21 protein-coding genes are annotated in these 24,383 nt (G+C 44.1%); 16 read left to right on the top strand and 5 right to left on the bottom strand.

Annotation, left to right across the window (positions count from 1 at the left end):
* The first annotated feature begins 345 nt into the window (after window positions 1-345).
* From AB6D80_RS20065 to AB6D80_RS20030, 8 genes are all read left to right on the top strand, one after another.
* Complete coding sequence (locus tag AB6D80_RS20065) at window positions 346-1,539, top strand: acetate/propionate family kinase (RefSeq protein ID WP_009844798.1); 1,194 nt, start codon at window positions 346-348, stop codon at window positions 1,537-1,539.
* A 759-nt stretch (window positions 1,540-2,298) separates the two neighbouring features.
* Window positions 2,299-4,335 carry a TonB-dependent siderophore receptor gene (locus AB6D80_RS20060; RefSeq protein ID WP_017103811.1) on the top strand — a complete coding sequence of 679 codons (2,037 nt, stop codon included), beginning with the start codon at window positions 2,299-2,301 and terminating at the stop codon, window positions 4,333-4,335.
* 189 nt (window positions 4,336-4,524) lie between these two features.
* A complete protein-coding gene (locus AB6D80_RS20055) occupies window positions 4,525-6,648 on the top strand; it encodes a TonB-dependent receptor family protein (protein ID WP_371997556.1) in 2,124 nt (707 codons plus the stop codon).
* An 87-nt stretch (window positions 6,649-6,735) separates the two neighbouring features.
* A complete protein-coding gene (locus AB6D80_RS20050) occupies window positions 6,736-7,713 on the top strand; it encodes a Fe(3+) dicitrate ABC transporter substrate-binding protein (protein WP_371703748.1) in 978 nt (325 codons plus the stop codon).
* A complete protein-coding gene (locus tag AB6D80_RS20045; RefSeq protein WP_372189386.1) occupies window positions 7,710-8,765 on the top strand; it encodes a FecCD family ABC transporter permease in 1,056 nt (351 codons plus the stop codon). Before AB6D80_RS20050 ends, AB6D80_RS20045 begins: the two co-directional genes overlap by 4 nt.
* Complete coding sequence (locus AB6D80_RS20040; RefSeq protein ID WP_372045957.1) at window positions 8,765-9,736, top strand: FecCD family ABC transporter permease; 972 nt, start codon at window positions 8,765-8,767, stop codon at window positions 9,734-9,736. Before AB6D80_RS20045 ends, AB6D80_RS20040 begins: the two co-directional genes overlap by 1 nt.
* Window positions 9,737-9,738: 2 nt before the next feature.
* On the top strand, window positions 9,739-10,503 hold the full coding sequence (fecE, locus tag AB6D80_RS20035; protein ID WP_020477206.1) for a Fe(3+) dicitrate ABC transporter ATP-binding protein FecE: 765 nt from the start codon (window positions 9,739-9,741) through the stop codon (window positions 10,501-10,503).
* Window positions 10,504-10,655: 152 nt separating this feature from the next.
* Window positions 10,656-11,042: a hypothetical protein gene (locus tag AB6D80_RS20030; protein WP_009844806.1), complete on the top strand. Its 387-nt coding sequence runs from the start codon at window positions 10,656-10,658 to the stop codon at window positions 11,040-11,042.
* 144 nt (window positions 11,043-11,186) lie between these two features.
* Here AB6D80_RS20030 and AB6D80_RS20025 read toward each other — a convergent pair whose 3' ends face one another.
* The gene (locus tag AB6D80_RS20025; protein WP_372045958.1) at window positions 11,187-12,119 is read right to left on the bottom strand and encodes a LysR family transcriptional regulator; all 933 of its coding nucleotides are present in this window, start codon (window positions 12,117-12,119) and stop codon (window positions 11,187-11,189) included.
* Between the two features lie 206 nt (window positions 12,120-12,325).
* Between AB6D80_RS20025 and AB6D80_RS20020 the strand changes: the two genes are divergently transcribed.
* Window positions 12,326-13,351 carry a zinc-binding alcohol dehydrogenase family protein gene (locus AB6D80_RS20020; RefSeq protein ID WP_135385770.1) on the top strand — a complete coding sequence of 342 codons (1,026 nt, stop codon included), beginning with the start codon at window positions 12,326-12,328 and terminating at the stop codon, window positions 13,349-13,351.
* A 151-nt stretch (window positions 13,352-13,502) separates the two neighbouring features.
* Here AB6D80_RS20020 and AB6D80_RS20015 read toward each other — a convergent pair whose 3' ends face one another.
* Both AB6D80_RS20015 and AB6D80_RS20010 read right to left on the bottom strand, forming a co-directional pair.
* The gene (locus tag AB6D80_RS20015) at window positions 13,503-14,123 is read right to left on the bottom strand and encodes a CIA30 family protein (protein ID WP_372045959.1); all 621 of its coding nucleotides are present in this window, start codon (window positions 14,121-14,123) and stop codon (window positions 13,503-13,505) included.
* Between the two features lie 30 nt (window positions 14,124-14,153).
* Window positions 14,154-14,366, bottom strand: coding sequence for a DUF3081 family protein (locus tag AB6D80_RS20010; RefSeq protein ID WP_372045960.1), 213 nt, complete (start codon window positions 14,364-14,366; stop codon window positions 14,154-14,156).
* A 380-nt stretch (window positions 14,367-14,746) separates the two neighbouring features.
* Here AB6D80_RS20010 and AB6D80_RS20005 point away from each other — a divergent pair, with 380 nt between their 5' ends.
* Window positions 14,747-15,163 carry a VOC family protein gene (locus tag AB6D80_RS20005; protein WP_009844811.1) on the top strand — a complete coding sequence of 139 codons (417 nt, stop codon included), beginning with the start codon at window positions 14,747-14,749 and terminating at the stop codon, window positions 15,161-15,163.
* A gap of 182 nt (window positions 15,164-15,345) precedes the next feature.
* Here AB6D80_RS20005 and AB6D80_RS20000 read toward each other — a convergent pair whose 3' ends face one another.
* Window positions 15,346-16,245: a DMT family transporter gene (locus tag AB6D80_RS20000; RefSeq protein WP_371727491.1), complete on the bottom strand. Its 900-nt coding sequence runs from the start codon at window positions 16,243-16,245 to the stop codon at window positions 15,346-15,348.
* A 42-nt stretch (window positions 16,246-16,287) separates the two neighbouring features.
* Window positions 16,288-17,262 (bottom strand): LysR family transcriptional regulator, encoded by a 975-nt coding sequence (locus tag AB6D80_RS19995; RefSeq protein WP_372045961.1) that lies wholly within the window; start codon window positions 17,260-17,262, stop codon window positions 16,288-16,290.
* 100 nt (window positions 17,263-17,362) lie between these two features.
* Here AB6D80_RS19995 and AB6D80_RS19990 point away from each other — a divergent pair, with 100 nt between their 5' ends.
* The 6 genes from AB6D80_RS19990 to AB6D80_RS19965 all read left to right on the top strand — a co-directional run bounded on the left by AB6D80_RS19990 (window position 17,363) and on the right by AB6D80_RS19965 (window position 24,348).
* A complete protein-coding gene (locus AB6D80_RS19990) occupies window positions 17,363-18,715 on the top strand; it encodes an MATE family efflux transporter (protein WP_372189382.1) in 1,353 nt (450 codons plus the stop codon).
* A 235-nt stretch (window positions 18,716-18,950) separates the two neighbouring features.
* A complete protein-coding gene (locus AB6D80_RS19985) occupies window positions 18,951-19,196 on the top strand; it encodes a hypothetical protein (protein WP_009844815.1) in 246 nt (81 codons plus the stop codon).
* Window positions 19,197-19,613: 417 nt separating this feature from the next.
* Complete coding sequence (locus AB6D80_RS19980; protein WP_012600962.1) at window positions 19,614-20,618, top strand: response regulator; 1,005 nt, start codon at window positions 19,614-19,616, stop codon at window positions 20,616-20,618.
* Between the two features lies 1 nt (window position 20,619).
* A complete protein-coding gene (locus AB6D80_RS19975) occupies window positions 20,620-21,057 on the top strand; it encodes a PAS domain-containing protein (protein ID WP_009844817.1) in 438 nt (145 codons plus the stop codon).
* Between the two features lie 859 nt (window positions 21,058-21,916).
* Window positions 21,917-22,960: a GMP reductase gene (locus AB6D80_RS19970; RefSeq protein WP_009844818.1), complete on the top strand. Its 1,044-nt coding sequence runs from the start codon at window positions 21,917-21,919 to the stop codon at window positions 22,958-22,960.
* Between the two features lie 476 nt (window positions 22,961-23,436).
* Window positions 23,437-24,348 (top strand): P-loop NTPase fold protein, encoded by a 912-nt coding sequence (locus tag AB6D80_RS19965; RefSeq protein WP_372189380.1) that lies wholly within the window; start codon window positions 23,437-23,439, stop codon window positions 24,346-24,348.
* Window positions 24,349-24,383: the final 35 nt, after the last annotated feature.

The following is a 24,383-nucleotide window of genomic DNA, read 5'->3' as shown; positions in this document are numbered from 1 at the left end:
AGCGTTTTACTCTTTGTTGAGGGAGATTTGCTTAGAATGACTAGGCTACTTCCCCTCGCCGCGATTAAAACGCTTTTATCTCGAACAAAATTTAACCTCGAAAGGTCAACACGCCCTAGTGTGAGCAGTCCTTTACTTCGTTTATTAACCAACTGTCATATTCAACTATTTTTTAATTTCGCTCTCGAAATAAATAAACTAATGACTCAGATCAACTTAATTGTGTTCATTTGGTGCTTTTTGCAAAACAAAAGTTGAAAGATTCAAAAATTATTGAATAATGGGCTTAACTAAAATTGAAGTAAACACTTCATCCAATTCGTACTGAAACAGGATCCATATCCAATGTCTAATTCGTTTGTTCTGGTTATTAACTCGGGTAGTTCATCCCTAAAATTTGCTGTTATTGATTCTGTTTCTGGTGAAGCCGTATTGAGTGGCTTAGGGGAGTGTTTTGGTCTTGAAGATGCTCGTATGAGCTGGAAGTATCAAGGTCAGAAAACTGAAATTGCCATTCAAGGTGAAGATAACCACCACAAAATTGCCATTGGCAAACTGGTTGGGTTGATGGAAGATCTAGGCTTCACTGCTGATATAGTGGCTATTGGTCACCGTATCGTTCACGGTGGCGAGAAGTTCACTCAAACGGTTCGAATTACTGAAGAAGTAACGAGTGAGATTGAGAGCCTATCTGACCTAGCTCCACTGCATAACCCTGCAGGTGCTATTGGTATCCGCGCTGCGATTGAAGCTTTCCCTTCTTTACCTCAATTTGCTGTATTTGATACGGCTTTCCACCAAACAATGCCACAACGTGCATTTACTGGTGCAATCGCAAAAGAACTATACACAGACTTCGGTGTTCGTCGTTACGGTTTCCACGGTACGAGCCACTACTTCGTTAGCCGGGAAGCTGCGAAAATGGTCAACAAGCCAGTTGAACAAGCTAGCTTCATCTCTGTTCACCTAGGTAACGGTGCATCTGTATGTGCTATCAAAGACGGTAACAGTGTTGATACGTCAATGGGCTTCACACCGCTTTCTGGCCTTATGATGGGCACACGTTGTGGTGATTTAGATCCAGGTATCATCGAATACCTACTTAAAAAAGGTTGGTCACAAGAGCAAGTCTTTAATTCTCTAAACAAGGAGTCTGGTTTCCTTGGCGTGTCTGGTCTAACGAGCGATGCTCGTGGCATTCTAGAAGCGATGGAAGAGGGCCACGAAGGCGCTAAGCTTGCTTTCGAGGTGTTTACTTACCGCGTTGCTAAATACGTTGCTTCTTACCTTGCAACGCTAGACTCTTTAGACGGCATCATCTTCACTGGTGGTATCGGTGAGAACTCTCTACCAATTCGTCGTGAGATCCTAAGCAACCTTAAGATTCTTGGTTTTGTTGAAGACGTAGCAGGCAATGAAGCCGCTCGCTTTGGTGCAGAAGGCATCATCGCGAAGTCTGAAATGTTAGACGCGGTAGCAATGGTTATTCCAACCAATGAAGAATTCGTAATTGCTCAACAGTCGGTAGAACTTCTGTAATCCAAGCAGCCGCTTAATAAAATATAGACAATGTGAAAGCGAGCCCTAGTGGCTCGCTTTTTTTATTTTCTTGTTCGGGATGAGTTGTCGTAGATCCGCTTGTTACCTGTCTTCTCTACTCGTTATCGAAGGAGAAAAAAGGCTACGAATGTAGCCTTAGAGTCATCTTGTATCGAAGCCCGCACCACTCGAGGGTGATACGCGCTATGACGATGTCGTAAGTTATGTCGTTTTGAGGGGAATGCTCGTTAGTTGAATTCCCCGTTTCTGCGAGAACGCTAAATGACGAGAATATGGCATGCCTTCTTTGCTAATCATGTTTGTCAGTCAACATAGGCTACTGAGCTTGGTTCTTTGTAGATACAATCAACTCCAGTTACATTTCCGTTGTTGTCTTGAATTATTGAACATTATTTTGAGGTGTGACCAGTTAATAGGCACACAGTACTAAAGGGTATTAATCCCATCCGTTACCTGGCTCAAACCTTTATTTATTTGCTGTCTTTCTCCCTATCGAAAAGTCTTTTTTCTGAGTATTCCCAACCGTCGAACCTCGTTTTTACCTACTTTTATACGACATTATCCAATGTCTTAAGAGGCTTGTTCTTTTTATGATTTTGTTTTTATTGATTATTTTGTAAATAGCAATGTTGCATATCGTGCTGGAGGGGTAGGCGGTAAAATATATATTGCAAATATAAATGATATTTATTCTTATTCGCGTTAATTGTGATTTATAAACTAAACCGGAATTAGAATATGAACGTTAGATTGGCTTTCACCCCCCTCGCTTTGGCAATTGGAGGTGCATTAACCACAGTGGCTACCGTGTCGAATGCAATGGCTTCAGAAGAAGTAACGGTGGATGAAACCGTGCAAGTTATTGGTCATCAGTACGAAGGTTACGCGGAGCACATGCCGCAATCGGGTACCAAAACGGATGTCGAATGGCTCGATGTCCCACAAGCCGTTTCAGTGGTCACTAAAACAGAGATGGAAGACCGTGGTGCGGTCCGTTTAGTGGATGCTCTTGATGGTGTTGCTGGTGTTAATAATACTTTAGGTGAAGGTAGTCGAGACCAATTTGTAATTCGTGGCTTTGATGCACTGAATGACATGTATCGTGATGGCATGCGTGATGATGGAACTTTACAGTCGTATCGAAGCCTATCCAATATTGAGCGTGTTGAAGTGGTAAAAGGCCCTGCAGGTGCTCTGTATGGTAGGGGCTCTGCTGGCGGCATCATTAACTTAGTTACCAAACGAGCGAATGGCGACAATTTTACCAATGTAAACGGCAGTGTTGGCAGTAACAGCCAATTTGTAGGGCAGGTGGATAGCTCAATGGCGTTTTCAGATAAGGTCAATGGACGTATTAACCTGGAACACCGACAGGCTGATTCGTATGTAAACCATGTCGATTCTAATGATTTCTTTATTGCACCAACCATTCGAGTGCTGCCAGCTGAAGGGCATACCGTTGACTTAGATGTCGAATATGCACACCAAGAGCTGGTGCCATATCGTGGTGTTCCATCCAAAAATGGCAAACCTGTCGATGTCTCTGAGAGTTCTTTCTACGGTGGCACTAACGATTATCAAGAGTCCGATAGCCTGCGTGTTGGCATTAATTATGAGTGGCGCTTGAATAGCGAGTGGGTATGGACAAACCGAGCGGCATACAATCATATCGAACTTGAGCAAAAGGGCACGCGTCAAGGCACTGTGACGGGAGATAAAGTCTCTCAAACCGTGAACAATTTCGGTTATGACCCTCGAACCACAACGACGATGCAATCCGAGTTAGTGTGGGAAACCGATTCTAACCAAATGATGATTGGTGCGGATTATAACCAGATCAATATCGATTTAACGCTAGCAAGCGATAAAACCTTACCTCCGAAACACATCTATAACCCCGTCGTAGGAGCAACGCCTGATCCGGGTTTCAAGCCTTTCCGTGATAACACAACGACGACGACGGGTATTTACCTTCAAGACGTTTACACCTTGGGTGATCTATCGGTGATAGGTAACGTGCGCTATGACTCTATGGAACTTGAGCAGCAAAAAGCCGGGAAACCCCAAGAGAAGCTAGATGATAACAAAGTGAGCTATCGTGGTGGCTTGGTCTATCGTATCAACAACGATATGTCGGTATACGCAAGCTTAGCTCGTTCGTGGCAATTGCCTTACTCCGGTATTTATATCAACCCTAAACTGGCTGAATTCTTCCATACCGATCTAAAAGAAGTGGGTGCGAAAGCCTACTTACTAGATAACGCTTTGATGCTCAATGCCGCTATTTTCCAAATTGATCAAGAGCAACCACAAACCAATATTAATGGCGACGTTATCACTAAGATTGAAGCACGTCACCAAGGTATTGAACTGGAAGCTCGCGGTCAGATTACAGAGTTGTGGGATATTTCAGTTGGTTATAGCTACCTAGATGCAGAAGATAAAGATACAGGCAAAAAGCCGAATGATGTGTCTGATCATCTGTTCTCACTCTGGAGTACTTACCAATTATACGAAAACTGGCGTTTGGGCGGTGGTGTGAAATATGTAGGCGACCGCTACGCGGGTAACAATGAAGCCGTCGCATTAGGTGATTACACCACTGTTGATTTGATGGCAGCGTACACCACGGGTCGTCACAAAATTCAAGCGAACGCTTATAACGTACTTGGTGAGAAATATATTCTCGGGGCAACCAGTGGTAAGTCGGGCACGAATCAGATTGGTTACGGAGCGCCAGCTGAATTCATGCTCAGCTACGGCTATCAGTTCTAAAAGCAAGTTCTGCTCGAAGATTTAGTTTATTTCTAAAAGCTATTTCAACTGAAAAAACTATTGATTTGTTCGCTACGAGTGAGTGAACAGTTGGCCTCATTTTGAGGTCGTTTAGCCCAATGGGTCAAAGCGTTGGCATAACTTAAAAGCACAGCCTTTGACCCTAATTTGCCTACTTAGGAGATTTTCATGCCTTACCAGAATTTGGATGGTAAACCCCACGCGCAACATAAACTGCGCTTGACCGTACTTGCAACAGCCATCGCTTCAGTGACTTCCATGAGTGCATTCGCTGCGTCTGATCCGCAAACGACGACCATGGAAACGGTTGTCGTGACGGGCAGCTTGATCGGTAATTCAGAATTAGAAGATGTGAAAGAGTATCCGGGAGCGCGTACCGTTCTAACTAACGAACAAATTAAAAAGAGTGGCGCACTCTCTATTGATTCAGCATTTCAAAGTGTACCGGGCATTAAGGTTCAAGACGAAACGGGCACGGGTGTATTGCCTAACATCTCGGTGCGCGGCTTGAAAGCGAGCCGCAGTGGTCATGCTCAATTTCTAATGGATGGTGTACCACTGACTCTTGCGCCTTATGGTCATACCGGACAATCTATTTTCCCAGCAACGCTATCGATGCTTGACCGAATTGATATCGTACGTGGTGGCGCTGCTGTGCAGTACGGGCCAAACAACGTGGGTGGTGTGATCAACTTGGTGACTAAGCCTATTCCACACCAATGGCAAACTGAAATCAGTAATCGCTTTACGGTGTTTGAAGATGGTAATACACCACTGAATGATTTTTACCTACGTACCGGTGGTTGGTTAACCGATACGCTGGCACTTCAAGTGGAAGGTAACTTCCTAAAAGGTGAAAGCTTCCGTGATCATTCAGATACGGATGTAAAAAACTTCCAAGCGAAGTTGCAATGGTTACTCAGTGATACCCAGGAGCTACAAGCATTCGTTCAGCGTTACGATGCCGACACCCAAATGCCGGGCGCTTTATCGCCAAAAGATTACCAGCAAGATCGTACTCAATCGAAGCGACCGTATGACGAATACAAAGGCACATCAACGCGTTGGAGCCTGAAGTATTTGCATGATTTGAATATTGCGGATGGCGCAGAATTGGAAGTGCTAACATTTGGTCACCACTCTGAGCGTTTCTTCCAATGGGGCTTTAATAGCGCAGGCGGTCACTGGGCGGATCCAGCATTACCATCAACAGATATTCGCACCTCACCACGTGAATTCGCGGTTTATGGTGTGGAACCTAAGTTAGCGATGTACTTTGACGGTAATACGGTGACGCAAAACTTGATTGTGGGTGCTCGCTATGTCAACGAAGACATCGATTACAAACTGACTCAAACGCCAATTGCTGGTGGAGTAACAAAAGTACCACGTGATTGGAATTTGAATACCGATGCTTTCGCAGGTTATATCAGTAATGAAGTTGGCCTGTTTAACGACGTGCTAAAGGTTACTCCGGGTATCCGTTATGAATCGATTGATATGGCCTTCAATGATAAGGGTAAAGCACAGAGCACTGACAACAAAGTGACCGAGTGGTTACCGGGCTTAACCGTGGCATACCATTTAACTGAGCAATGGGTTGGGTACACCAATGCGCAGAAATCTTTGCGCGCACCACAAATCGCTTACATCCGAGGCAAGGGTGAAGAGGGCAGTGAGCTAGCATGGAACTACGAGTTGGGTGCTCGTTACAATCAAGATTCAACTAGCTTTAATGTTGCGCTCTACCGCATTGATTTTGAAGACCAACTCCAATGGCAAAGCGGAACACAGACCTTTGATAATATTGGTAAAACGCTTCATCAAGGTATTGAGCTCTCAGGTCGTTATGTTCCGCAGGCTATGCAAGCTCTGAGTTTAGGCGCGGGTTATAACTATTTGGATGCGACGATAGAGGCAGAAGGTGCAAACAAAGGTAAGCAACTTCCTTACACATCCGAGCATCAGCTTAGCTGGGATGCGACTTACGCCTTTAGCCGGGTAGATACGACCTTATCAGGTTACTATTTCAGTGAGTCTTATTCTGACAATGCCAATACCAGTGCTGAAGATGCATCGGGTGCGAAAGGCAAAGTACCTGCTTACATGGTATGGAACTTAAACCTAGGCTCAGACTTGTATAAAGATGAAAACAGTAAGTTACGCATGAATGTTGCAGTGAACAATTTGTTTGCTGAGGACTACTACTTCCGCGGTATTGATACCAGTCCGGTTGGCCGCTATCCAGCGCCAGGGCGTTCATACACTTTGGATCTGAACTATCAGTTCTAATCGGTAATTGATTAAAAATAATAACGAATATAAGTCGCCAATATTATTGGCGACTTTCACGGTTCTAGTGTTTAAGGAAAAGTAAATATGGAAAACAGTTCTCGACTTTTATTTTCGAATCAATGGCTGCTGCCGAACGGACTGCTGTCATTCAAAAGGCATTTTTTATTCAGCAGGATAGCGATAACCTTAGCTTTGTTGGCTTTAAGCTTGTTCTCATTCTCCAGTTCAGCAAAAACGAGGATCATTCAAGATGAGCAAGGTCAGTTTGAGATAGCGACTACCCCGCAACGCGTTGTGGTGTTGGAGTTCTCATTTGTCGATGCGTTAGCTGCGGTAGGCGTGTCTCCGGTTGGTGTTGCCGATGACAATGATACTTCGCGAGTGATTCCGGCGGTGCGTGAATTAGTGCAACCATGGGAATCGGTTGGGATGCGTTCGCAGCCTAGTCTAGAAGCCATTGCGGTATTAAAGCCCGACCTGATCATTGCCGATGCAGAGCGTCATCGTACGGTTTATCAAGATCTACAGCGAATCGCACCAACTCTGCTGCTCAAAAGCCGTGGAGAGACTTATCAAGAGAACTTGGAATCTGCGCTTAAGGTCGGTATCGCCCTCGACAAGCAATCGGCAATGGAACAAAGAATTCACCAACATCAACAAGCCATGGTGGAATTTAAAAGTCATTTCTCGGTTAAACAAACTGTCCAATTTGCTGTTGTGTCGGAAAAAGGAATGTGGCTACATAGCCCTGCTTCGTATGCAGGAGGTGTACTCACCACATTAGGTATTGCTAGCCCAATAGTGGATCCGACAGACAAGGCGTACTTACCAACCAGCTTTGAGTTGTTGTTGAAAACAAATCCTGACTGGTTGCTCCTTGGTGCTTACTCAGATCCAAATATCGTTGATGATTGGCAGAAAAACCCACTGTTTAATGTATTAACATCCGCGAAGAATCAACAAGTGGTGGAAGTGTCACCAGCACTATGGTCATTGAATCGAGGCATGTTGGCCGCAGAACAAATGGCGAAAAATCTAGAGCAGATCTTGGATCGTTCATGAGTTCGATGTTGCTCTCTAGAGGTAAGCGACGTTCGCTTATAGTGTCGTGGCTTACGGTATTAGTGTCGTGGCGAGTCACGTTATTTACGGCTTTAGTATCGTGTTTGGCGATGTCTGGTTACGTGGCCTCTATGCTAGGTTGGTCGAATTTCTCCCTAACATTGAGTGACTTAGTTCACTATTGGTTTGCGTTTGATGAGAGCAATATGACTCATCAAATATTGGCGACACTAAGAGCTCCAAGGGCTCACGCTGGGTTATTGATTGGTGCAAGCTTAGCCGTCGCCGGACTGTTGATGCAGGGATTAACACGTAACCCACTTGCGTCTCCATCAATTCTAGGTATTAACGCTGGCGCAGCCTGTTTTATGGCTTTAGCTGCGATAGGCATACCTGTGTTTAGTGAGCTAAACCCGATCCTTAATGCCGTTCTTGGTGCATTGCTAGGTGGTGGTGCCGTGATGCTCCTCGGTGGTTTCTTCTCCGAACGTTCTCATCCGTTACGTTTGGTTTTAGCGGGTATCGCCATTACTGCTTTATTGATTGGGTTAACTCGAGCAGCGTTGATTCTAGCTGATGATATGGCTTATAGCGTGCTGCATTGGCTTACCGGTTCATTGTCTAGCGTGGATGAGGGACAGTGGCAACAGCTTTGGCCGCCAGCAGTGATTGGTTTAGTGTTGGCTGTTAGCCTTGCTCGCAACCTCAACTTATTGGCGCTTGGTGAAGAAGTGGCTGTGGGGTTGGGCAGTAATATCCGGCTTACTCGCCTCATGAGTGGATTGGCTATCGTGTTGCTTGCGGGTGCCAGTGTCGCTATCGCTGGTCCCATAGGTTTTGTTGGATTGTTGGTTCCTCATTTGGTTCGGCCCATGGTTGGGCACAATTACCATCTACTGATTCCTATCTCTGCAATGGCAGGCGCAGCATTAGTGTCTTGGTCAGATGCGTTGTCACGAGCGATTGCTTTCCCGACTGAAACGCCCGTTGGTGTTATTACAGCCCTACTTGGGACACCTTGTTTTATTTTGATTGCGACGAGGAGATCTTAATGCACCATCACACTAAGATAGTTTTGTTATCAGGGATTCTCATATTAGTGGCATCCGCGGGTTTGTTTGTCGGCGCGGCGTCACTTTCCATTCCTCAAGTCATCGGACATTTGGTCGCCTTTTCCAGTGACGACTTTGTTATCCATCAGTATCGGCTACCACGTATGTTACTCGCGATAAGCGTGGGCGCAGGGTTGGGGCTATCCGGCGTATTAGTACAAGGCGTGATACGTAACCCGTTAGCATCGCCTGATCTTATGGGTATTAGCGCTGGGGCAGGGCTTGCTGCGACAGCGAGTTTAGTTTGGTTCCCCAATGCACCAGTCAGTGTGCTTCCTGTCGTAGCGATGTTCGGTGGGGTATTGGCTGCTGGGCTGATTGCGCTATTGGCATGGTGGTCAAGGCCAACACCCGCCAAGTTGGCCTTGATTGGTATTGCAGTGAGTGCGTTTCTGGCGAGTTGCATCGACTTCTTGCTTGTCACTAACCCCATCGAGATCAACACTGCGATGGTATGGCTAACTGGCAGCCTCTGGGGACGAAATTGGCAGCAAGTTCCTTTTATTTGGGGAGCATTGCTCTTGTTGTTGCCAATGGCATTTTGGCTTGCTTGGCGATTGGATGTTATGGGGCTTGGTGAGGAAAGTGCCACCACATTGGGTACTAAGCCAAAACAGATACAAGCTTTTGCACTATTGGCCGCTGTGTTGCTTGCCAGTTTCAGCGTTTCAGTGGCTGGAACGATCAGTTTTGTGGGTTTATTAGCACCTCACTTAGCGCGCTTGTTGTTTGGGCATAATCATAAGTTGTTAATCCCGGCGTCTGCTCTGGTGGGCGCGATTCTGGTTACTTGTGCCGACGGCTTGGCAAGAGGTCTACAACCACCGATTGAATTACCTGCAGGGGTACTTACTTCTGTCATTGGCGCGCCTTATTTCATCTTTCTTCTCTATCGTTATCGAGGTTGGTAACCATGCTAAAAACGCAGAATCTTTCCGTCGCGTACGGCAAACAAACGATCATACCGAACCTTTCGGTGTCCATCCCAAAGGGAAAAATTACTGCCTTAATTGGACCCAATGGATGTGGTAAATCTACCTTGTTAAAGACGTTAGTCAGGATCAATAAGCCGGTGACAGGAGAGGTGTTATTTGAAGACAAACCGTTGTCGAGCTATGGTGATAAAGTGCTCGCGCGTTCATTGTCACTTCTGCCGCAAATATTGGTCAGCCCTGAAGGCATTTCGGTCAGAAAACTGGTTGAATATGGCCGTTCTCCTTATGTGTCCCATTGGGGAAGGTTAGGGCAAGAAGACCAAGCTATTGTCGAACAAGCAATGCGTGATACCGGCGTACTTGAGTTTGCTGATAAACCGATTGAGTCACTGTCGGGTGGGCAGCGTCAAAGAGCATGGATAGCGATGATAATAGCGCAAGACACAGATGTCGTGATGTTGGATGAACCGACCACTTATCTTGATATGTCTCACCAAGTTGAATTAATGAACTTGATGCAGCAGATGAATGACAAGGGAAAAACGGTGGTGGTTGTGCTCCATGATCTGAACCAAGCGAGCCGTTACTGCGATCATTTAATCGTTTTGGAAAGAGGTGGTTTAGTGGCTGAAGGCACCCCCGATGAGGTCATGACCGAGACATTGCTGAATGATGTTTTTGATCTCAAAGCGAGCGTATTTCGTGACCCTATATCCAATACGCCGATGTGTGTGGCGATTTAAGCAAATAGCCGATGATTAAAGTTGTCAGTATGGCTTGCTGTGCATCTGGTTAAAATAATCAGAGCGAATCAATTTTTGGTGTTGATTGAGATAGTATTTTGCTATAAAACGCGCATAATCTCGCTATACAACACTTAAAGAAGAAATTACCTATGACTACCTTTCAATACTACTTTCACCAACTACCTTGCTTCGACTGTAAAAAAACGACAGTAAGTACTGATCTTGGTTGGTTAACGCCTGCGATGAAAGATACTGCTCTAGAGCAAGTGACAAAGACACTTGCGGAAGGTGAAGTTACGCCTGATCTTTCAGCAAATGTGGTTTGTACCAAAGACGAAGCTCGCGAGTATCTATTACTGAATTTCTTCGGTTATTCAGAAGAAGAGTTAGCGAGCGGAATTGAAGCTGATGATGAGCAAGAAGTCGCGGATGAAATTGCAGAACTTCTAGAAGAAGGCCAAGATACAATCACCTTCGAACATGAAATTGCGCTTCAGTGCTGTGCTGATTGCGATGTTGAAGAAGAGTCAAACTAAGCACTCGCATTTAAGTATTAGTATTAATGTAGATCCATCCATTAATACAGGGTGATGTTCAAATGAAGAAAGGCGTTAGTGGCTTCAAAGTTCACTAACGCCTTTTTTGTATCTCTGCGTCTTATCTCTAAGCAGCATTAGATCCTATGATGCTTTATTTTCTAGAATACCTTGGTCTCCCAATTGAGAAAGGATCTCTGCGGTTTTCTCGCGGAATAAATCTCTTAATAAGCGAACCGTTGGTGTGATGGATTGACGACTAGGGCAGACTAACCACAACTCGGTTGGTGTTGGTTTAAATTCAGGCATAACTTTAACCACTTCGCCCGAAAGCAAATGCTTCGACATATCTAAACAAGACTTTATCGCCACGCCTTTACCGGCAACACACCAACGTCTAACAAGGTCAGCATCGTTCGATGCACGATTCCCTTTCAGCTTCACTTTGTGATCCTGCTTACCATCGTTAAACACCCATTCGTCTTGCAAAATATCATGCAGCTGATAAAGCAAACCATTATGTTGAGTTAAGTCACTCGGGTGTTTTGGTGTTCTCATTTCAGCTAAATATTCAGGAGCCGCACACAATATTCTCGGCACATCGCAGATCTTGAAACCATACATGTTGGCGTCAGTAGGGGAGCCATAGCGAAGCGCCATATCAACGGAGTCACGGTAAAAATCGATATTACTGTCACTGATGCTCGTTCTAAGTGATGCTTTAGGGTATTCAAGCAAGAACTCATCTAACCAAGGTGTGATGAGGTTGCGGCCTAGATCCGATGAAAGCGCAATGCGGATTTCTCCATCGAGAATACCAAGCTCTTCGCGCATGCTGAGCTTGGCTTGCTCTAATATTTTCAAGGCCTGTTCACACTCAGGTAAATAGCGTTCGCCTGCTGAAGAGAGCCTTAAATGGCGCGTGGTTCTTACAAACAATTCAGCACCTAACGCAGCTTCAACTCGTTTGACGGCAGCACTCGCGGTTGCAGTACGCATGTCTAGGTTGGTGGCTGCTGCGGTGATGCTGCGAAACTCCGCCACTTTTAAAATGACCTGTAAGTCTTCAAGAAGCATCTTATCTACCTGTGTTTGATAATGTTCTAAACATTGTATTGAAATCTTTGCTAATCACAAAGCGGGTTAACCCTTATTTACCTCTTCTAAGCTAACTTTATACGCTTAATTATCAAAATATATTTGAAAATTATTCAAATGTTAGACGGTTTATCTAGAGTGAGAATTGACTAAGATTAACTCGTCTAATTCAAGGAGAAAGCACAATGTCAGTACCATCAAAAATGAAAGCTATTGGATTTACTCAGTCATTTGCGATTACAGAGCAAGACAGTTTATTTGAGTTTGAAACGAGTCTGCCAGAACTAAAAAATAATGATTTGCTGGTAAAAGTGAGCGCGACTTCTATCAACCCTGCTGACGCAAAAATTCGTATTCGTAATGCTAAGGATAAAACACTCGAACAACCTAAAGTGCTGGGCTATGACGCAGTCGGTGAAGTTGTTGGTAAAGGTACAGACGTTGAAGGTTTTGAATTAGGTGACCGTGTTTACTACGCTGGTGACGTCACTCGCATGGGAGCTAACGCGGAATACCAAGCCGTTGATTACCGTATTGCGGCGAAAGCACCAAAGAGCCTTTCTGATGAAGCTGCTGCTGTGATGCCGCTAGCGACACTCACTGCGTGGGAAGCGTTGTTTGACCGCTTGCGTGTTCGTCCTGAAGAGCAAAAGTCGATTCTGATTATTGGTGGCGCTGGTGGCGTAGGTTCAATCACTATTCAATTGGCGAGCCAACTGACTAACCTGACTGTCATTGCGACGGCTTCAAGACCTGAAACCGAGCAGTGGGTAAGGGATATGGGTGCAGACCATGTGGTGAATCACCGTAACTTGGTTGAGTCTGTGCGCGAGCAAGGCATCCAGCATGTCGATTACATTTTTAATGTTGCGGATACCAAAGGGCACTGGGAATCGATGGTGGAGCTGATTGCACCACAAGGCATGATCAGTTCGATTGTGGAGTTCGATGGTGGAATTGATCTGTCGGCGCTTCAAGGTAAGTCTGTAGGTTTTGTGTGGGAGCTGATGTTTACACGTTCACTGTTCAACACAGACGATATCCAGAAGCAACAAGACATCTTATTCAAAGCTGCGAACTTGATTGATGCAGGCCGCATTAAATCGACACTAACGACGACGTTGAATGGCTTTAATGTTGAGACTCTGAAAGATGCGCACCAACGTATTGAAAGCAGCGCTTCGATTGGTAAAACAGCCATTAAATATTAATAGTTAATGATTTAGATCTTTGACGGTTTGAAGCATTGATCTTTTGAATGCTTGAATAGAAAGTCCCTGATATCTATCGCGAATCGGTAAGATATCAGGGGCTTTTGTTCGTCTGTGGTTTATTCAGACTTTAACTTATTCCAACAAAGCGTTACTCCGTTTCTTGCGAGGTTTTGAATTGAATCTGAAGTAAGTTTAGCTCGAAGGGCAGAGGCTTTTTGTCTGCAATCAAAAAGCCGATCTGTTTAATGTCTTGAGCTTTAAGTCCCGGAGCTCCGTTGAGTAGCCGACCTCTAAACACCGCTTGAAAGTCGTTTAGTCGGAAGATTTTCTTGAGTTGTTCACCTTTAATTGTCTCAAAGTTGTGCTTGTAGTTGGTCTTATTTCCATCGATCCACGTTGTGAACCTCAATTGGTAAGTACGACCATCACCCACAAACGTCAGCTCTACTCTGTCCGTTTCAGAGCTTAGTGTTTCAACAGAGCGATTGATTGAGCTGAAGCCACCATTGTTCTCTAACGATAGCTCGCCCTTAAATTGACTCGTCTCGCCACCATGAATAAGACCGCCTGTTGAGATGCCGCCCATCACATTGTCGTTGGTCGCTGTCCAATTCTTCTGTTCGTTCGCTTGTGTAAAATAAATCATATCTATTCCTGCTACAGATACTTGAGACCATAAAAAAGAAAGGCTGAGTATTAGCCACAAAGAAGCGATTCGTTTGCGCAGTAAGTGCGTTTTCAAGTCAGTTTCGTGCATGATTTTATCCATTAGTTGCTAGGGCGTGTTGACCTTTCGTACTTACGGAGAAGGCTCTGTAGCAAGCATAGCCAGACAATGGTTGATGAAGTCTTCATAGTTCGACGCTTTGTCGTATTCGATTTTTAATGAACCGTCGTAATCATGCCAAGCCGTCATTTCGCCTACTTGATATTTGTTGTCAAGTTGCTCACCGGAAGAGCGAATGAACTCAAACACTCTGAGAAATTCTTTGATGGTAATTCTGCTGTCCATGTATCACTCCCGCTACGCAGTCGACTAAAAAATACTAAGTGTTTGTATTTCAATTAACTACGGTTTGGTTCTGCATTGCGATCACTGAGGGGAGGCCTGTATACAACATCCATTTCATCGCTTCACTTTGTGGGAGGTGTGGTTTGGAGAGAACACCTCCCATAAAGTCACTGGTATTAAGTACAAAGAACATAATACGAGGCAAGAGAGTTACATTGGATTAGGTCGTCTAAACTTACAGTTTGTATGTAGTCAAAGCAGAGCCATTTGGACTCTAAAGACGTTCTCGAAAATAAATGTAAATTAGTTCTTTACCTCAACTTAACTTGAGGTATTAGGATATGCAACGTTGCTTAAGAGAATACTTTAAGGAGAGAAGAATGATCCAACTTGAACATGTAAATTTAGTGGTTAAAGATATCCCAGAGATGCTGACTTTCTATAAAGCAGCTTTCCCTCACTGGTATGTGCGTGATGAAGGGCAAGGCGAATGGTCTGGCAAGCCACGTAACTGGCTACATTTTGGTGATGAATACCAATACATCGCGTTGAGCGATCACGGCGAGGGAGAAAACAGAGATTTGGCTGGGCATTCTGTCGGTCTCGCGCATTTTGCTTATGTAACCAACAATATCGAGAGCGTGATTGAGCGCCTTATTGATGCGGGTTTCCCTATTGCCAAACCTGGGGCTGAAGAACCTTATCGCAAAAACGTTTACTTTGTTGATCCTGCGGGCTTTGAAATCGAATTTGTAGAGTACTTGAGTGATGATCCCAAGCTGCGTAATGCCACGTAGTAGAACTCGCAATCGAGTTGGTGTACTAGAGCAAGATTGTTCGAAATAAAACGTCTAAGAAAGGGTGCTAGGAAGACTCACAGAAAAGGGCATTGTGGAATATTCCGCAATGCCCTTTTTATATCTATTAGCTGATTGGCTAGCTGATATTTACTCTGCTAGTCGCTTAGTCGCTTAGTCGCTTACTTAGCTTTAAACGGTACTAACAGTTGTTTGCCAAACACATTGATCAAGGCTCCTGTTACGATCAGGCCACCACCTAGGTAAGTCCAAACGGATGGAATCTCATTGAAGATCCACACGCCTAACAACGCTGAGAATACGATTTGAACGTATGAGTAAGCCGAAGCTTTACCGGCAGCTTGAGTTTGCATCGCCTTGGTTAAACCGTATTGGCCTATCTGAGTGAAAATCCCGACCAGAACCAACATAATGGTTAAGAATAAGCTCGGCCATACAAAGTCGTTCCAGATCAGGGCTGTTGAGATTGGAAGAGCAACCAGCGGGAAGTAGAAGATGATCACCGAGCTATCTTCAGTTTGGCTAAGCTTTCTCACAATTACATAAGCAATTGAGCTACCAAACGCGCCCAATAACGCCACCATAATGCTGAACATGGGTAACTCGCTGTTTACGCCACTGTTCATGCTTGGTTGTACCATCACCAGCAATCCCGCGAGGCAGAATGCAATGCAGATCATGGTCGACTTTTGCACGCGCTCTTTTAAGAACAACACGCCAAGCAACGCAGTAAACACGGGATGTACGTATTGTAGAATGGTTGCTTCTGCTAATGGCAAGGTGGTGACAGCGTAGTAAACACACATCAACGCCGCAGTACCAACAGCACCACGAACAAACAACAAAGGTTTGTTATTACCCCAGATCGAGATGCCTTTTCGTTTCACATCGATGTAGCTGATGATCAAAGAGACCAAAGCCCTTGCTGCAACAATTTCAAATACAGGTATACCGTAGTTGCTGATGTATTTCACACAAGCAGACATCAGTGCGAACCCAAAAGCGGAGAGGATCATGAACCTAACCCCAACAGGGATCATTGAAACAGAGAAAGAAGGCATAAAAATATCAATCGGGTGAGGGAAGGGGAATCATAGCTTAATTTAAGAGAGTCGACCAAAGCCTTTGTCTTGCTCTATTACACCAAACCATTGATATTGCTGTGCGAGTGATTTCAGCAACTCGATCTCTTTTGCTGTCTCTTCCCTCAGCCATTCAATAAGGTCATTGATGATAGGCGTGTGTGTACGCTGGTGCATGAAGTAAGTCCAAGCACTGTGTTGAATCTTTGCATCTTTAGGGCAGTACAAGAAGCCTCGTTGTAGATCCTGCAAAACCAACAGCAAATCCGTCACCGTGACGCCTTCACCTGATAAGCAAGCACTGAGTGCCATATCCAAAGACAAGAAGCTGGTATTTCTAACGGGCTTTTTCGGCGGGAACTCGACATCAGCAAGCCACACTTTCCAGTCGTGATGATCTAAGGTTGGGTGGAGCCTTGGTAAGGTTAATATTGAATCGAGGTCAGTATCTTGGTTCGTTAAACTAGTCGAACAGACCGGCGCCATAAACTCTTCACGTAAGAAGGTGATGTTAGGTGCCTTGTCATAGCGTTTTTTGAAGCGTGTATGGAAGATCAGTAGGTCATATTCGCTGCTGTTGATCGATTCGTCTTCCTCAATCACAGGCACAATGACGATTTCATAATCTTGATAACGCTCGTTTAATTCCCGGACTTTAGAGATCAATACGCGCGTCGCGAAACTCAAAGTCGCTTTGATCACAATACGTTTCTGCTTTGGCTCACCCCAAGAAGCAATAACCGTTTCGACATTGGCATAGCTTTCACGTAAAGCCACGTACAAATCGTGACCATGTTCTGTTAATTCAATCGCTCGATGCTTACGAATAACCAATGATGCGTTTAACTCATCTTCAAGCTGTTTAATCTGACGGCTGATCGCACTTTGTGTCACATGCAGCTCATCGGCGGCCAGAGTAAAGCTCATCAGCCTTGCAGCAGCTTCGAAGGCTTTTAAGCCATTATGGGATGATGGCAAGCTAGGATATGGGGTCATAATTCGTTCGCATGAGTTTATAGAATGTTAGAGTCGCAAATTTATCAATTGAACGCCAGCCTCATCGATCGTATTTTGGGCGAAATTACCTGAGGCGCTCATGAAAAAAATACTCACTCTTGCATTCCCTTTGATCATTTCACAGCTGATCTCTATGGCTTTAGTCCTTACTGATGTTTGGATGATGTCGCGTATCAGTGTGTCAGCCCTTGCGGCTGGTGGCTTAGGCGCCTCTATCTACTTTTTCATCTTTATTATTGCGAGCAGCACCGTGGGTTGTGTCGCGAACTTGATTGCGATCGCTTACGGTCAGCGAGTGGCTCGCCCTGAGTTTGGTAACACACAAATTAGATTAGCCGTTAAAGGCGCAACCATGTTGGCATTTGTGTTGAGTGTGACCTTAATGGCCAGCTTTTGGTTTGCTCCGTTGGTATTAGAGGCAGCAAAACAGCCCCAAGAAGTGATTACTTTAGCAATGGAATATGTGCATGCCTTGAAATGGGTGATGCTGCCTTCGCTTATTTTGTTGGTACTGCGTGGATTAACCAGTGCGTTTGGTAATGTGCGCTCTATTCTGGTGATGTCTATCATCACCGTAATTCTGAATGTGCCAGTGAGCTACTTCTTAACTTTCCAATTAGACATGGGTTTAACCGGTTTAGGGCTAGGTACGGCTATCGCGGCCTTTATCGTGATGGTTGGATACACGGTTTGGGTATTCAAGCGTGACGAGTTTAAGCAGTTCGCCCCTTGGTTAAACACAGAAGAGTATTCAATCAAATTAATGAGCCCTTTATTGATGATGGGTTTGCCTATTGGGCTTGCTGCATTACTTGAACATGGCTTGATATACGGCGGAACTCTGATGGCGGGGACGATCAGTATTGCTTCTCTAGCACTGCACCAAATCCTACTGCAATGCTTAAGCTTTACTTGGAACTTCAATTTCGGTTTCTCACAAGCTGCGGCGATTTTGGTTGGCCGTGATTTCGGTGCGGGTAACTACGAAGGCATCAAAAGAACCTCGATTCTAAGCTTTATATTGGTGTCGGTGTTGAGCGTAGCCTTATCTGCCGTGTTCATCATCTGGCCAGAAATGATCGCGTCTATCTTCAAGTTAGACGATGGTACGGGCGCAATGACTTCGCTATTGGCCTCTGTTATTTGGGTGGTTGCGTTGTGCTTTATTGTAGACGCTTGGCAGTTATTGGCGATTAACCTGTTGAGAGGGATGAAGATTGTCTCAATGCCAACCGTAATGACAGCCATTGGTTACTGGGTATTTGGTTTGCCAGCGGCTTGGTATTTGATGTCTAAGTTTGAATTGGCAGGAATCTGGGGCGGAATCGGCGTTGGTTTAGGTGTAACGGGTATTCTGCTGCTTATCCAGCTGATGCGTGTCATTCAAAAGAACAGTAAGTCTCCGGATCTCTCGACTCATGCTTATTCGTGATCTGCTTGTGATGCTCGCTTTTACCACGGAACCTTGAACGATAAACTTTGTAATGCTGACCAAGAATTATCAATGACCAGTTACCAATTTCTAATTACCAACAATGAGCTATCAGCTATCAGGTAAAAGCCCTGAATTGCGTACTTCGTAATTTAGACCTTGGTCTTACAGAAACCGAGCGTAAAGGTGGCTAGAATGATTTAAGTCGCTCATCGTTTTATCAAGGAAAATACAAATGGAAGTTGGATTGTTTTGGGCTGAGAAAGGAATGCTAGTACTTGGTGCTCTGTTTGTTTTGACGAGCATGATGCAGTACGGAAGACGCAGTAGTGATTGGAAAGGCGTGATTACTATGTTTTATAAGCGCATCCCAATGAATATTGCGGAATACAAATGGTACCGTCTGGGCATCGCTTTATTGGTGTTTGCTGTGGTTATTCGTTTCGCATTACTGATTCTATGGCCTACATATCAGTTTTAGCTCCCTTGTACTCATTATGTAAAACGGATAAAAACGTCAACCTGATAAACGCGTAGTAGGCGATCAACACGAACAGTTGAGCAACATGTATAGTTGAGCAAACATGTATAGTTGAGCAAACATGTATGGCTGTTGCGTGAATCGGCAAGTCGAGCCTTAGTAGGCTACTTATTAAGGCTGTTATTCTATAAATTATCGCAGTCATTTCATGAAATAGTGCAATTACTTTATAAAAAGGCTTGTTACTATCTCTGTAGCATATTGTTTTTCATAAAGAATAATCAGAGATAATCGAATATCCGCTTTTCCCATCAATCTGACTAATAATCTACATATAAATTCATTCACCCCGTACCTGATACGATAATGATCTGTTACACTCCTCGAAATTAGCTTTAATTTGTCGGTGGTGCATTTATGTCGTTCCCAGTTCTTATATGTGATGATTCTGCATTAGCAAGGAAGCAGATGGCTCGATCACTGCCTAGTTCTCTAAATGCAGATATAACTTTTGCTGTTCATGGGCTTAATGCACTTGAAGAGTTAGCTCAAAACCAGTTTAAACTGATGTTCCTCGACTTGACCATGCCAGAGCTAGATGGCTATGGCACATTGGAAGAGATGCAACGCTTAGGTGATAACACACCTGTTGTCGTTGTTTCCGGTGACATCCAGCCAAAAGCGCAGCAGAGGGTCATGGACCTTGGTGCTAAAGCGTTTTTACAAAAACCGATCGATAAAGAAGCCTTAAAAGGCATTTTACGTGAACTTGTTGAGCCGCCAACACAGCCTCAGGTTGTTACCCCTACCGCTTTAGATCTTCCAATACTACGCAGACGCGATATCTACATGGAAGTGGCGAACGTAGCAATTGGCCGCGCCGCCGATGCACTGGCGCGCCATTTTGATGTATTTGTCCATTTACCACTACCGAACGTGAATATTTTGGAAGTGAGTGAATTGCACATGGCACTTCGCGACTTAGCAGACAACGACCAAGTGTCGGGTGTTTGCCAAGGCTTTAGCGGAGAAGGTATTGCAGGTGAAGCGTTAGTCTTGCTGAGTGATTCCAGTGTGAGCGATCTTAAAAAGCTCATGAAGGTGCCAACAGAAAGCGAACAGTTAGAAGAATTAGAGCTGTTGATGGATGTATCTAACATCCTTGTGGGTTCATTCCTGAATGGGTTAGGTGAGCAGTCAGAAGTTCGTTTCTTCCAGAGCTCTCCGGTGTTGCTGGGTCAACACATCTCAATCGATTCCGTTATTGAAAATACCGGCGGCTCATTCAAGAAAACGATGACTTTCGAAGTCAGCTATAACATAGACGGCACTTCAATTCGTTGTGACCTCCTATTCATGTTTGTTGATGAATCTTTGCCACTTCTAGATAATAAATTGGCCTACCTAATGGAGGAGTTTTAATATGTTGAATCTTCCTGCTGAATTTGAACAGTTCCACTGGATGGTGGACATGGTTCAGAACGTCGATATGGGGCTGGTGGTTATTAATCGCGATTTTGAGGTGCAAGTTTGGAATGGCTTCATGACTCACCATAGCGGTAAGCAATCACATGATGCTATCGGTAAGTCGATCTTTGAGTTATTCCCTGAAATCCCAGAAGAGTGGTTTAGGCTGAAAACCAAGCCAGTCTATGATTTAGGTTGTCGCAGCTTTATTACATGGCCACAAAGACCTTACCTGTTCAAGTGCCGCAATGTTCGCCCTGTTACTCAACAAGCTGATTTCATGTACCAGAACGTGACGCTAAACCCGATGCGTTCGCCTACTGGACAAATCACGTCATTGTTCTTGTCGATTCAAGATGCGACTGCAGAAGCGTTAAGCGCTCAAAAGAATTAGCACCTGTCTTAATTCGATACTCAATAGCTTGTAAAGAACAATTCAAAACATCGAATAAAAATGGCTAAGGTTAATTACCTGAGCCATTTTTTTTGCTTTTTATTCTTCAAATCTAATCTTTCCCTTAGATTTTTACGTCAACCAATCTTCTTTTTCTATGCGCTTTACTGAATGTTCCAGGTTACATGAACGAAAGGGCAGCCACGAAATGTGCTTTCGGCGCGGCAATGCTACGGGTGAATAAAAAGTGGATTTATAAAGTTTGAGTTTGAAAGCTTCATTTAATGGAGTGCGAGGGCTGAATTATCAAACCCAAGTGAGTATTGGCCTCTAGATTGAGTCGTTTTCACTCTACTTTTCCAAGTGACCGCAAAACAGAAACGTCACGAGACTGCCCAATTTGGTCAAAAACCGATAAAAATTAGAAAAAAATCGAATTTATTTAAGAAAAAAGGCATTTTTTTGTTGGAGAAAAGTGTGGTTTTTATGTGATTTCGAGGCACTTTCTTCACATTATTGCTTTATGAGGGCGATATTACGTGAAATATGAAGGAAAACGATTGCGCAATAAACCAACAGCGTTTGCGCGAATGGCTCGCTAAGTTATTAATTAGTAAGAATTTGGTGGGGAAGTGTCGCTAGAGGAGTTTTAGCAGGTATGGAATCTTTGAGAGGATAGCATAAAAAAAAGTGAAATATCAGACTTGCTGTTACTAAATCACGACCTATAATGCTGAAAACCGGAGCGTCTGCCAACGCTCCGGTTTTTTTGTGTCCGAAGAAAAGTAAACTCGTCTGCCAACGGTTTTACTACGCATTTCGCGAGAGACACATAATTTTATGAATCAAGGAAAACACCATGCGTATCGAACAAGAACTTAAGTTAGGTTTCAAAGATGTACTCTTCCGTCCGAAGCGTTCTACCCTTAAAAGCCGTTCTCAAGTTGAATTAACCCGCGATTTTACATTCAAGCATAGCGGTCGTCAATGGTCTGGTACTCCAGTAATTGCAGCTAACATGGATTCGGTAGCAAGCTTTGAAATGGCAGCGGCTCTAGCAGAGCACGGTGTTATGACTGCAGTACACAAGCACTACACAGTAGAGCAGTGGGCTGAGTTTGCTAAAACAGCAGACAAGAAAACTCTGAACAACGTTTTTGTATCAACGGGTACATCTGAAGCTGAGTTCGAGAAAGTTAAGAAGATCATGGCTCTTAGCGAAGAGTTTGTATTCATCTGTATCGATATCGCTAACGGCTACTCAGAACACCTTGTTGAGTTCGTACAGAAAGTACGTGCTGAATTCCCGACTAAAGTTATCTCTGCGGGTAACGTTGTAACGGGTGACATGGTTGAAGAGCTAATTCTAGCGGGCGCAGACATCGTTAAGGTTGGTATCGGCCCTGGTTCTGTTTGTACTACACGTGTTAAAACAGGCGTAGGTTACCCTCAACTTTCTGCAATCATCGAGTGTGGCGACGCAGCACACGGCCTTGGCGGCATGATCATCGGTGACGGTGGCTGTTCATGTGCGGGTGACGTATCTAAAGCGTTCGGCGGCGGTGCTGACTTCGTAATGCTAGGCGGTATGCTAGCAGGTCACTCTGAGTCAGGCGGTGAAGTAGTAGAGCAAGACGGCAAGCAATACATGAAATTTTATGGCATGTCATCTCAGTCGGCTATGGACAAGCACTCAGGTGGTGTTGCTAAGTACCGTGCTGCGGAAGGTAAAACTGTTTTACTTCCATACCGTGGTTCAGTTCACAACACAATTTCTGACATCCTTGGTGGTGTACGTTCAACTTGTACATACGTAGGCGCAGCAAAGCTTAAAGAGCTAACTAAGCGTACGACTTTCATCCGTGTACAAGAGCAAGAGAACAACGTATTCGGTAAAGAGTAATCTGAACGAATTCGAATAGTTTGAAAATCAAGAGCCGCTTTTTAGTGGCTCTTTTTTGTTTGGGGCTTGCAAACACATTATTGCCCCAAAACGTGTTTAGGTAGCAGTAAACCTTCATTAGAATAGTTTAGTCAGCAAGTTGCTTCCCAAATTATCCAACAGGCAGCTAAGTCATAACAAAGCAAGCTGTTTTCCTATTTGTACAGCCGCTTGGTGCACAATTTCTCATAGCCTCTTGTCAAACTGATCTGGCAAGTCTCTGACTCATACTCTTACCTCACAAACTGAGTTTTATTATCTTTGAATTGCTAAATTCACAGATTAGAATGATAAAATCATTAAGAAACAAAGCACATATTTGTTTTTATTTGTGATATCAGAGAATTAACGCCTTCAATAGAATCTTATTTAACTTGAGGATCAGTCAGCCGAGTCAATACTGACGCGGTTGTTATTAGTACTGTCAGGACATAAACATGTGGTCAGATAAAGAATCTAAGATCGATTTTTTAAATTTCAATGAGATTGCTGAATCAATCAAAGATCTCATTACAGAGAAAGAGTTAATGCCAATATCTATTGGCGTATTTGGTGATTGGGGTGCTGGTAAGTCAACAATTTTAGAGTTGACCGCTAAAGCGCTTGAGAGGGAAGAACAAGAGTACATCCAGATTCATTTTGATGCATGGACATTTCAGGGATACGACGATGCAAAAGCTGCACTGTTGGAGACTATAGCAGCACAATTGGTTGAAGCTGCCGCTGAGGATGAAAAGCTACTTGAAAAGGCACTTGATTTTGCGAAGCGCATCGACAAAGTAAGGTTTATGGGGCTTATGGCTGAAGGTGCTGCTGCTATTTCTGGAATGCCGACATTCGGTGCAATTCAGAACTTTTTTGGTTGGGCTGGGGATGCCTTTGATGAAGATGATGATTTGGATTTCGAAGCAGTTCAGAAAGATGCTAAAGCAATAGGTCAGGTTGGTAAAAAGGCTAAAGGACTTGTAAAAGCTAAGAAGAAATTCTCTCCTCCAAAAGAAATTAGAGAGTTTAGAAAATCCTATATATCGTTGCTAAAGGCTTTTGATAAACCTGTAATTGTTTATGTTGATAACTTAGATAGATGTTTACCTGAGAATACGATATCCACACTAGAAGCAATTAGATTGTTTTTGTTCATGCCAAATACTGCATTTGTTGTTGCGGCTGACCCGGATATGATTCGCTTGGCAATTCCTCATTTCCATAAGGGAGCTTCTGTACGTCACCAAACTGACTATCTAGATAAACTGATTCAAATCCCTGTACATGTTCCAAAGCCCGGTTTTGCTGAGGTTAGAGCCTATCTGATGATGCTAATTGCCCAAGACCGGTGTTTTTCAAGGTAGTTGTCATCATTTGCTTGCTTATTAAGCAGCTTCTC

Source organism: Vibrio sp. 10N.247.310.17 (assembly GCF_041466605.1).
Taxonomy (GTDB): domain Bacteria; phylum Pseudomonadota; class Gammaproteobacteria; order Enterobacterales; family Vibrionaceae; genus Vibrio; species Vibrio tasmaniensis_A.
Note: the sequence above shows the minus strand (reverse complement) of the source record. Positions and strands in the feature narration are given on the sequence as shown.